Source organism: Bizionia sp. M204 (genome assembly GCF_023205095.1).
Taxonomy (GTDB): domain Bacteria; phylum Bacteroidota; class Bacteroidia; order Flavobacteriales; family Flavobacteriaceae; genus Algorimicrobium; species Algorimicrobium hallyeonense.
Window position 1 is genome coordinate 2891693 of sequence record NZ_CP046242.1, and the last position, 12549, is coordinate 2904241.

At 33.9% G+C, this 12549-nt stretch carries 6 protein-coding genes; 5 read left to right on the forward strand and 1 reads right to left on the reverse strand.

What is annotated here, in order from left to right; translation table 11 throughout:
- Positions 1–5 precede the first annotated feature (5 nt).
- The 4 genes from GMA17_RS13335 to GMA17_RS13350 all read left to right on the forward strand — a co-directional run bounded on the left by GMA17_RS13335 (position 6) and on the right by GMA17_RS13350 (position 7033).
- A complete protein-coding gene (locus tag GMA17_RS13335; protein WP_248396982.1) occupies positions 6–4376 on the forward strand; it encodes a T9SS type B sorting domain-containing protein in 4371 nt (1456 codons plus the stop codon).
- A 248-nt stretch (positions 4377–4624) separates the two neighbouring features.
- Positions 4625–5754 (forward strand): IS3 family transposase gene (locus GMA17_RS13340; protein ID WP_248396986.1). Its coding sequence is split into 2 segments (ribosomal slippage): positions 4625–4886 and positions 4886–5754, totalling 1131 coding nucleotides; the frame shifts between segments, so codons are not numbered across the junction.
- A 105-nt stretch (positions 5755–5859) separates the two neighbouring features.
- Positions 5860–6195 (forward strand): DUF6150 family protein, encoded by a 336-nt coding sequence (locus GMA17_RS13345; RefSeq protein ID WP_248396988.1) that lies wholly within the window; start codon positions 5860–5862, stop codon positions 6193–6195.
- Positions 6196–6256: 61 nt separating this feature from the next.
- A complete protein-coding gene (locus tag GMA17_RS13350) occupies positions 6257–7033 on the forward strand; it encodes a patatin-like phospholipase family protein (protein ID WP_248396990.1) in 777 nt (258 codons plus the stop codon).
- 31 nt (positions 7034–7064) lie between these two features.
- Here GMA17_RS13350 and GMA17_RS13355 read toward each other — a convergent pair whose 3' ends face one another.
- Positions 7065–7211, reverse strand: a complete 147-nt coding sequence (locus GMA17_RS13355; RefSeq protein WP_248396992.1) for a hypothetical protein — start codon at positions 7209–7211, stop codon at positions 7065–7067.
- Between the two features lie 193 nt (positions 7212–7404).
- Between GMA17_RS13355 and GMA17_RS13360 the strand changes: the two genes are divergently transcribed.
- Entirely contained in the window at positions 7405–12519 is a 5115-nt protein-coding gene (locus GMA17_RS13360) for a translocation/assembly module TamB domain-containing protein (protein ID WP_248396994.1), read from the forward strand.
- Positions 12520–12549: the final 30 nt, after the last annotated feature.

Consider the following 12549-nt stretch of genomic DNA (forward strand, 5'->3'; position numbering starts at 1 on the left):
ATGTGATGTTTAGGATTTTTAACATATTAACAGTTATTTTATTCATTTCAAATGTTGGTTTCTCCCAAAATGAAACCAACATTTGGTATTTTGGAGAAAATGCAGGATTAGATTTTAATTCAGGGGTTCCAACACCATTGTTGGATGGAGCTTTAAATACGGATGAAGGCTGTGCAACCATATCAGATAATACAGGTAGTTTGTTGTTTTATACAGACGGCATTACGGTTTGGAATAGGAATCACGGAGTAATGCTTAATGGTACAGGGCTTAATGGTGATGTTTCGAGTACACATTCCGCTATAATAGTTCCAAAACCTGGTAATTCTAATATCTATTTTATTTTTACTGTAGATGCCAATACTGGTCCTCAAGGATTACAGTACTCTGAAGTCGATATGACTTTAGATAGTGGACTTGGCGGTATAACTACTAATAAAAATGTTTTATTAGCAACCCCAACCACAGAAAAATTAACAGCTGTTAAAAGTTCTGTATCTAACGAATATTGGGTGGTTAGTCACCGATGGAATAGTAACGAATTTATAGCATATAATGTTAACGGTTTGGGTGTTAATACCACACCGGTTATTAGCGGTGTGGGGACTTATGTTGGTGGCTCCAATGAGCTATCTGCTATCGGGCAAATTAAAATATCTCCAGATGGCACGAAACTGGCCTTGGTAAGAAGTGTTGGGTATTCTGAAGCTCAATTGTTTGATTTTGATGCCAGTTCTGGAATTGTATCTAATCCTATCACAATTTTTGATTTACCAAACTATCTTACACCGTATGGTGTTGAATTTTCACCCAATAGTAAAGTACTTTATATTGGCATAACAGGTGAAGGTGTTTACCAATATAATTTAGAAGCTGGTTCACCTAATAATATTATTAATTCTGAATATTTAATTTCATCAACCACAAACTTCTATTCTGCACTACAATTAGCTTCCGATGGTAAGATTTATATTGCTAATGCATTAAGTAACTATCTCGATACCATTCAAAATCCTAATAATCTTGGATCAGGTTGTAATTACCAAATGAATACAGTGTATTTAGGAGGTAGAATTGTTCAAAGAGGGTTACCGCCATTCATTCAGTCCTTTTTTAATGCTGCTTTTCAAACAGATGACGTGTGTTTAGGTGAAAGTACTATTTTTACTGTCACAAACTTTCCCACAACTTATGATTCATTAGTTTGGGATTTTGGAGATGGAAATACCTCTACTTTAGAAAACCCAAGTCACGTCTATCTCACGGCAGGAGATTATACGGCAACATTAACGGTTACTGTTGGTGGCGTTTCTTCTACAGATACCAAAGTATTGACTATTTATGAGCAACCAACCGCTACACAGCCACAAGATATAATAGAATGTGATACCAACAATGATGGTTTTTTTGAATTTGATTTAACGGCTCAAATTTCCGCTATTCTGAACGGACAATCTGCTACTACTTTTGAGGTCGTTTATTATGCCTCCATGTTAGATTTTACAAATAGTTCACCAATTGCAGATCCAACTACTTATATAAATACAACAGCCTACGCATCACAAAATATAATAGCAAGTGTTAGAAACAGAAATAATGCAGACTGTAAAGTTATTACAGACTTTAATATTCAAGTTTTTGATGTACCAATGCCAAGTTTAACAGTTCCTCCAATAGAATATTGTGATAATACGAGCTATGGAACAGATACAGATGGTGTAGTTATATTTGATTTAACTGACAATGAATCAGCAATTTTAAATGGTCAGTCTGCAACTAATTTTACAGTTAGCTATTTTACTGATGCTGGATTAACAACTCAAATACCAACACCCAGTAATTATCAAAATACAAATCCATTAGAAACTATTTATGTTCAAGTTGTAAATAATAGTAATACAAGTTGTGTTGCTGAAACATCTTTTACTATCGAAGTTTTTGAAAAACCATTCACGGCGCCAATAGTAAGTTTAAGACAATGCGATGATGATTTAGATGGTTATAGTGCATTTAATTTAAGTGAAGCTCTAAATGAAATCACTACAAATACCCTAAATGAAACTATCACATTTTACGAATCGCAATTAGACGCTGAAAATGAGAATAGCCCAATTCCAAACACAACCGTTTATATAAATGAAACTGTTAGTACAGATGCTATTTGGGCAAGAGTTGAAAATAGTCATGGTTGTTTTAGAACTTCACAAATAAATCTTGTAGTATCTACTACACAAATTCCATTAACCTTTACAAGAGATTTTTATGAATGTGATGATACTCTAGATGGAGATACATCAAATGGCATTGCTTCTTTTAACTTTAGTAACGTAACAACAGAAATAGAAGCATTATTCCCTACAGGACAACAATTAGCAATTACATATTACAGAAATTTATCAGATGCTTTAGCCGAAACAAATGCCATTACAGATATTACAAATTATAGAAATATTGGTTATCCAAATACACAAGATATTTATATACGTGTTGATAGCCTAATAGATAACGATTGTTTAGGTTTAGGTCAACATATTACACTACATGTAGAAACTGTTCCTGTTGCCAATTCTGTAAGTATAGCAGAGGCTTGTGATGACGATGGAGACGGTCTGTATGCTTTTGATACATCTACTATTCAAGATGAAATTATTGCAAGTCAAACGAATGTAAATGTTAGTTATACGGACTCAAATGGTATAGCCTTACCGAGTCCTTTACCAAATCCGTTTAATACTGCCACGCAAATTGTTACTGTAAGAGTTACTAATGCAACTTCTCAAGATCCAAATGGAGCTTGTTATGATGAAACCACAATAAATTTTGTTGTAGATGCCGCAGCAGTTGCAAACCCTATTGCAGATATCATGGTTTGTGATGATGATACTGATGGTCAATATGCGTTTGATACGTCTACTTTTGAAACAACTATTCTTAATGGTCAAACAGGCATGCAAGTGACATATATTGATGAATCGGGTAATCCACTGCCTAGTCCATTACCCAACCCTTTTGTCAGTGAGTCGCAAACCCTAACAGTTCGTGTAGAAAATACGTTAAGTGCTAGCTGCTATGATGAAACGACTATCAATTTAATTGTTAATGCACAACCAATAGCAAACACCATACAAAATGATATAGTTTGTGATGATGCTTCAAACGATGGAGAGGCTAATTTTATTTTAAATCATTATGATCCTCAAATTTTAGACAGTCAATCAAGTACAATTTTTGAAGTAATGTATTTTGATGAACTCACGAATGCAGAAAATAATACAAGTCCATTGTCTAATAATTATTTGAGTACATCAATTTCTGAAACTATTTATGCAAGAATACACAACAGAAATAATATGGATTGTTATGCAATTACTTCTTTTCAAATAGGAGTTTCATATCTTCCTATAGCTTACAATCCAGATGACTTAATTATTTGTGATGATGAAAGTAATGATGGGGAATCCGAGTTTAATTTAAGTATTCAAAATGAATACATTCTAAATGGTCAATCTGAAACTGAAAATAAAATTACGTATCATCTTTCACAAGAAGACGCTGAAGGTAGCATAAATGATATACCTACAATTTTTACAAATACAGAAGCAAATCAAATTATTTACGTAAGAGTTGAGAATGTGAATAATTTAGATTGCTACGCAACAACGTCATTTAATATTATAGTTGTTGAACAACCTGTATTACTTATGGAAGAACAATGGTCTATTTGCGAAGGAGATACGGTAGAAATCATTGCAGATTCAGGATTTGATGAATACTTGTGGTCAACTGGAGAAACCACGCCATCTATAATTGTTGATGAAATTGGAACTTATGAACTAACTGTGACAACTATTTATGGCAACATAAGATGTGAAGACGCACAAATAGTTAACGTTGTTCAATCAGATATAGCAGTTATTACTAACATAGAAACTGTAGACTGGTCGCAAAGTAATAATGAAATTAGTATTTATGTGGAAGGAAATGGAGATTACGAGTATTCAATTGATGGCATAAATTATCAAGACTCAAATATATTTAGTTACCTAACTATCGATGCATACACGGTTTATGTGAGGGATAAGAACGGTTGTGGTGTGGTAAGTGAGGAAGTTTACTTGTTGTATTACCCAAAAGTGTTTACACCAAATGGCGATGGAACAAATGATACTTGGCAACTATATAATTCAAGGATTGAGCAAAATAACAGAGTCTACATTTACGACAGATATGGTAAATTACTAAAACAAATTACTCCTAATTCAAACGATTGGGATGGGACCTTCAACGGTAGTGCTTTGCCAAATTCAGATTATTGGTTTGTTTTGAAAAGACAGAATGGGAAAGAGTATAGAGGGCATTTCTCATTGAAGAGATAGCGATGTATTTGCCAATGTTTAAGTTGAGTAGTGTGATGGGTTAATGTAAACCTATTCGATGCTCAAACCTTTGTACAGAAATAATCCTAAATAATACTTTTTTTGATTAATATTTTCGACACCAACACGCTATATGAGTCTATAATACTTTTTAGAGCTATAAATATGTCAATACAGGTGGGGTGTAAGCTTCCCTTATAACCGAACTGTTTAAAAGTAGAATAATAATCTTAAATTTGAACAGTATTATGAGAAAAAGTAAATTTAGTCCACAACAGATCGCAAAGATTTTAAAGGAGTTTGACAACGGCAAGAGTGTTGATCAGATAAGCAGGGAACACGGAGTGAGTTCGGCCAGTTTTTACAAATGGCGTTCCAAATATGCCGGAATGAACTCAAAAGAGCTTAAACGGCTAAAAGAGCTCGAGGAAGAAAACCGTAAGCTCAAACAGATGTATGCTACTTTAGCGCTTGACCATCAAATGGCCAAAGAGATCATAGAAAAAAAGCTTTAAAGCCCTGCCGTAAAAGGAGTATCACCAAGGAACTTATTCATTACGGTATCAGTAGGGCGTGCCGTGTCCTGAATATGAGTAAGAGCGTGTATTATTACACCCCATTGGGCAAGGATGATTCCGAGATAGAACAAGCTATACAGCAAAAAGCTAAAGAACACTCTGAAGAAGGTTTTTGGAAGGCTTATGACCGGTTGCGGGAAGAAGGCAAGCCATGGAACCATAAACGCGTGCACAGGGTTTATGTTTCGTTGGGACTTCCTTTGAGGAGAAAAGCAAAGAAACGTTTGCCTGCACGTGTTAAAGAACCTTTAGAAGTGCCAAATGAACTTAACCATACCTGGAGTATGGATTTTGTAACTGATGTATTGGAAAACAAGAGGCGTTTTCGAGCCTTTAATATCATTGATGATTTCAATAGAGAGGCCCTTCATATAGAAATAGATTTTTCACTGACCAGTAATCGGGTGGTTTGGGTGCTTAATCACCTAATCAATAAAAAGGGTAAGCCCCAAAAGATACGTATGGACAACGGACCAGAGTTTATAGCAAAGATAGCCTTTGAATGGAGCCAGATGCACGAGATAGACTTTAAATACATTCAACCGGGGAAACCCACTCAAAATGCCTTTATAGAACGGTTCAACGGCTCATATAGAAGAGGTGTATTGAATAAATATATATTTGAGCATATTGACCAAGTGAGGGAACAAACCCAAATTTGGATGGACGATTACAACAATAAAAGACCACATGATGCTCTGGGAAAGGTACCACCAATAAAATATGCGAAACTTAATTCTACTTTGGCTAGCCAAAGTAGAATTAAAAACAATAACTTTATGGAAGTTTTAGAAAATTAAGCAGTTCTAATCTGGGGAAGCTTACATTTCTTCCACTTTTAATTAAGCCGTATAAAATGTCAACCAAATTTTCGTAAATTAAACCTGACTAAATTTAAGCACTTTATGAAAAACCTTATTTCTATACTACTTATTAGTTGCTTTGGATTCACGTGTGCTGCGCAAAAAATGTTTTCCGTTCAATATGCCAATCAAGCAGATGTAAAAGTGTTTGTAGTTGACTACGAAAGTCAAGCAGATCTAAAAGTTTATAAAGTAGAATATGCCAATCAAGCAGGGAAAAATGATGGTAAATGGTTTTTTACGGAATATGGAAATCAGGCAAAAAAGAAAATATACTATGTAGATTATCAAAACCAAGCTGATCTCAAAATCTACTTTGTTGAATATGAAAATCAAGCTGGTTGGCGCAATAAAGCCAAACAGCATTTACTGTATTAATGGGTTGTTTTTATTTAGGATTATGTATTTTCGTTTAATTATTAATTCTCATTTGTAAGTAATGAAAAGAAAAAATACAATAGGGCTTGTATTGTCTGGAGGTGGTTACAGAGGTATTGCGCATATTGGCGTATTGAAAGCCATGAAGGAATTAGGTATTAAACCCGATTACATTTCTGGAACCAGTGCTGGTGCCATTGTTGGATCCTTATATGCTGCTGGTCATTCTAGCGATAAAATTTTTGATTTTTTCTCCAATACAGAATTGTTTACATATCATAATTACACTTTAAAAAAGCCCGGATTAATTGATGGCTCTAAAATTGAAAACATTTTAAAAACCTATTTTAAAGAAGATAGTTTTGAAGCTTTAAAAACACCCATGTATATTGCTACAACTGATTTAGTTCACGCTAAAACACGCTACTTTAATTCAGGCCCAATTATAAAACCCATTATAGCATCATCTTCTGTTCCTGGTGTTTTTTCACCAGTGGTTTTTAATGATTTTCTTTTATGCGATGGTGGTGTTACCAATAACTTTCCCGTGGAACCTCTATTAATTACATGTGATAAAATTATTGGTGTATTTTTAAATTCGCTTCTAGAAACTTCAAAAGATAAGCTAACTTCTACCAAGTCTGTTTTAGAAAGAGCGTACAAAATTACACGTGTTAATGCTTCTGAAAATAAATTTAAATCCTGTGATGTTTTCATTGCACCTAAAGAACTAGGTAAGCATGAAATTTTCTCGAAAACACATGCCAAAGAGATTTTTGAAATGGGCTACCAAGAAGCAAAATTGCAGTTAACTGCATTTTATAAGAATTCTAAATAGTCTAGTTTTCTCTGATTTAAAAGATGTTTAATTAGCCTTCCTTCGATTTTGCCATTATAGCTTTTAAGCGTTCTTTGCGCAAGGCTTTTTCGGCTTTTTTCTTATCAATTTTTCTATTGAGAAGTTTGGTGTGCTTGGCCTTATTTTTCGTGTTTTTCTGACCCTTCGGTTTTGGCATAATAGTGATTTTATAGATCGTGTGAAATTAAATAAATAGCCTACTAAATTTCACCAATGATAGATAAAATAGTGCTAAAAAGTATAATTTTAGTTAAATTTCCTTTAAACCGGATGTTTTACAGCTATTAATAATTGTTTTAAAGTACATTCACAAGTATTAAAATAATAAATTTGTAATTCAGATAAATTGCTTGAAGGAAACGGAAAATAAAGACATACAACAGCCTACACCTAAAAAAAAGAAAAGGTTTAGATTCTTAAAAATAATCGGACGGATTATTTTAGGGATTCTCTTGCTGTTATTTTTGCTCATTCTGTTTATTCGGAGTCCTTGGGGACAAGATATTATTGTTACCAAAGCCGTTTCTTTTCTGTCTAGTAAAACTAAAACCAAAGTAGCCGTTGAAAAACTGTTTATCACCTTTGATGGCGATATACAATTAGACGGACTGTATCTGGAAGACACTAAAGGCGACACATTAATTTATTCAAAATCCTTGGAGGCTAATGTTCCATTATGGGCTTTAATTCAAGGCAATGGCATTGGTGTGGACGGTTTGGAATGGGAAGGTGTTCGCGCTAACATCACCCGAAAAGACACCATTCAAGGGTTTAATTTTCAGTTTATAATTGATGCTTTTGCAAATGAAGAACCTACACCCGTTGAAGCAGACACGACCTCGGCACCTTTAAATATAATTCTAGGAAAACTGAATTTTATAGATTTTGACGTGGTTTATAACGATGCCGTTACAGGAATTGACAGTCGTTTTAAAATAGGAAAACTGGTGGCAGATATGGATAAAACCGATTTGGAAACCATGACGTTTAATGCTTCGGAATTAGAGCTCGCCGATAGCCATATTAAATTTCATCAACTACCAGTTCCGGAAACACCGGATACTGAACCAACCACATTACCGTTAATTACCGTTGATGAAATAACGCTGACTAATGTGTTTGCGGATTACCAAAGCAAAGCCGATAACCTGGCGTTAACCGCATCCATTAAGGAGTTTTATGCTGAAGTGCCCAATATAGATTTAACTAATAAGCTTTTTGAAGTTGATGAGTTTCGACTAAAAAACTCAACCATCACGCTTAAAACAGAAACGGAAAATAATGTTGTTAAGGAAAAAGTAGAAGAAGTTTCTAAAGAAATTGAAAACGAAATAATGGCATTTGAGTGGCCAGAATTACAACTCAAAATTGGAGAAATAGATTTAGAAAATAATAATTTCAGCTACTTCGTGAACAATGAAAAAGGCAAAAAAGGTGTTTTTAATTCCAATGCTATTGTATTAACGGAAATCAATTTTCAAGCAAACACAATTCTGCTAAAAGATAAAATGGCAGAATTAGATTTAGAAGAAGCATCTTTTAAAGAAATTTCAGGAATCGATTTAAAAAACGTGCAATTCAATCTCAATGCTTCCGATAAGAAACTAAATGTATCAGATTTAAAGATAGCTTTAAATAAAAATGACATACAAGGAAATTTACAGTTGGACTATCCATCTTTAGCCAATTTAATAAAAGTTCCAGAGCTGTCTAAAGTTGCTTTAAATTTGCCGGCATTTAAAATAGCACTTCAAGATGTATTTTTAATTCAACCCGACTTAAAATCCAATGAATATTTAAAAACCTTGAGCAAAAACCAAATTACTGGAACTATAAAAGCCAATGGTTATTTGTCCGACATTAACTTATCAAAAATGATAATTAATTGGAGTAATACAAAAATTTCAGCCAATGGAAGTATTCAAAACGTAACCAATCCTGATGCGCTAGCGTTTAATATTCCAGCTTTTTCCGCGGTTACAAAACGGTCTGATATTATAAAATTCGTAGAAGAAGATAGTTTAGGAATTAGTCTTCCAAAGGATGTGAAATTTGCAGGAAACGCCACCGGAAACCTCAATGATATTACTGCCGAGGCAAAATTAACTACCACTCAAGGGATTGCTACCATTGAAGGTATGTATAAAAATGCTGAAACTTTGGAGTTCCATGCAGATTTGGCCGTGGAGGATTATAAGCTGAATGAATTACTTAAAAACGACCAATTGGGTGCTTTAAATTTAAAAATTGTAGCCCAAGGAAAAGGTGATAATATTAATAATCTTGATGCTAGTTTAGAAGCTACCGTTTCTAGTTTTAAATACAATAATTATGATGTAAACGATTTAAAATTAGTTGGCGATATTAAAAATGGTACTGGAAATATTACCTCTAATTATAAAGACAAAAACTTAAATGCCAATGTGTATGCTACCGTTGTTTTAGATTCCATAGCACCAGAGGTTACAGCTGAATTAGATATTATTGGAGCGGATTTACAAGCCTTGGGTCTAATGGAACGAAACGTGAAAACAGGTATGAAAATTTATGCCGATTTTAAAGGGAATAGCAGCAGTTTTGATTTAGCAACCATTGTAGATAGAGGTGTGTTTGTATATGATGAAAAGAGTTATTTGTTAGGCGATTTGAATATGCTAGCCCACGTAAGAAAGGATACAACTTCAGTTTCTGTAAAGAATAAAATGGTCGATTTACTATTGGAATCCAATACCGATCCAGAAACCTGGACTAAATCTTTAAGGCATCATGTATTAAGTTATTTTTATCGTGATGAAGTTGTTTCGGATAGTATTGACAATCCCGTGAATTTAAAACTTCGTGGAAAAATTAGCCAATCGCCTATTTTAAACGATGTGTTTGTTGTAAACATTCAAGATTTGGATACCATTCATATTGCTGTGGATTTTAAAGAAGCTGAACGGAAACTTAAAGCCAATATAACCGCACCACATATTAACTATAGTGATTATGAATTGGATAGTTTGGCGTTTTCTATGGATACAGATTTGGAGAAATTCAATTTCAATTTGGGTTTTAATGAAATAGTTGCAGGGCCATTAAATATTCAAAAAACGATGATTTCTGGAAATCAAATTAATAATGAATTATCTCTAGAATTCACTGCCTACCATGATGAGGAAATTTTAACTCAAATTTTTAGTGGGATTACTGGCACAAGTGAGGAATTACGATTCCATGTGGAACCAGCTAATTTAACTATAAATAAACAATCTTGGAATATACCAGAGGCTAATGAAATGCTTATTTATCCAAATAAACTGGAATTTAATGCCTTTAAATTCAGCAAAGGAAATCAGGCGTTTGAAATTACAGACAAACTTCCAAATATAGATAAAGATCATGTTGCCGTCGATTTTAAGAATTTTAAATTAAGTGAATTTTTAAGCTATTTTAATCCAGATGATAAGATTGCTTCTGGCGACTTAAACGGTGATTTTATTTTAGAAGAACCTTTTGGAAACACTGGAATTGTTGCGGATTTAGATATCTCAAAATTACAATTTATGGATGTTAATTTAGGGACTTTTACCGTAGATGCACAATCCTTGAATAATGATAGTTATGATTTTAATGCCAAAATGAAAGGAGGCGAAATTGATTTAGATTTAAAAGGCGATTATATAGCGAGTCAATCGGGTGCGGAACTAAATCTTAATTTAGATATTAACCAGTTTAATATGGCGGCTTTAAATGGTTTCTCTCAAGGTGAAATAACCGAAACCGATGGGTATTTTTCTGGTAATTTTAAATTAAGTGGTACAACTAGAGAACCAAAATACACTGGGCAATTAGAATTTAACGATGCAGATTTTAAAGTGGCCATGTTCAATTCGGCTTTCACACTACAAAATGAAACCTTGAATATTGATAATTCTGGATTGTCCATGACTAATTTTACCATTCAGGATGAAAACCAAAGCACTTTTGAAATGTCTGGAAAAATTGGCACCGAAAATTTCATTAATCCAACTTTCGACTTACAAGTCACGGCCAATGATTTTCAAGTTCTTAATGCTACAAAAGAAGACAATGATTTTCTATATGGAAATGCCAGTTTTGCTGGGAGTGCTAAAATAACTGGCGATTTACAAGTGCCCAAAATAGACATGGACATGACCATAAGTTCAGATACGGATGTTACTTATATTTTACCGTCAGCTACGGTAAATGTGGAAGAGCGTGATGGTGTTGTTGTGTTTGTAAATCGGGAAAATCCAGATGCTATTTTAACTAGAACAACAGAAAAAACAGCAACTATAAAAGGTTTGGATATTGCAGCACTTTTAAAAATAGGAAAAGAAGCAACCGTAACGATTATTTTGGATGAGCAAACAGGCGATAATTTTAAAGTATCTGGTGAAGGTGATTTTAATATGACCATGAACCCAAATGGGAATGTTAGACTTTCAGGTGTTTACGAAGTTTTATCTGGTCATTATGAATTAAATTTATATAAAATAGTAAACCGAAAATTCAATTTGGTTCCAGGTAGTCGTGTTACATGGTCTGGGGATCCTTTTGATGCAAAACTAGATGTTAAAGCAGTTTATCAAGTAGAAGCATCGGCTTCACCATTAATGGCTCCTGTTTATTCAGGAAGTGACCCGGCAGTTAAAGGGAAATTCCGACAAGTGTTGCCCTATTATGTGTTTTTAAATATTTCGGGACAACTTATGGAACCTGAAATTGCCTTCAATTTGGATATGCCAGAGGAGGAACAAGGTGCAATTGGTGGACAGGTATATGGTAGAATTCAGCAATTAAATAATCAGGAGGATGAATTAAATCGACAAGTTTTTTCACTTTTGGTGTTGAACCGTTTTTACCCAGATCCCGGTAGCGATGGTAGTTCTGGAGGCGTGGCTTCCATAGCACGAGATAATTTAAACGATGCCGTAGCAGATCAGCTTAATATGTTTTCCGATAAATTATTAGGAAATTCTGGTTTCGAACTCGATTTTGGACTAAATAGTTTTACGGATTACCAAGGCACATCACCGCAACAACGTACGCAATTAGATATTGCAGCACAGCAAAAACTATTTGATGATCGTTTAATTGTACGTGTTGGTAGCGAAGTAGATATTGAAGGAAGCAGTTCTACTGGCGAAGAAACACCAATAATTGGTAATGTAAGTATCGAGTATTTGCTAACTGAAAGTGGTCGTTATCGTTTAAAAGGTTTTAGTAGAAATGAATTTGAAAACGTAATTGATGGGCAAACCGTAGTGAGTGGAATAGCCTTAATTTTCACACAGGAATTTAATAAGTATAATGAACTTTGGGATGCCTTGTTTAAATCTGAAACAGAAAAAGAAAAGGCTGAAAAAGCGAAAAAAGAAGCTGAAAAGCAAGCTGCTAAAGAAAAAAGGAAGAAAAAAGAAGAAGCTACTAATAATAGTATTGAAGAAAAAAAGAACTAAAAGCGCGATAAATAAAATAGTATAAATTGA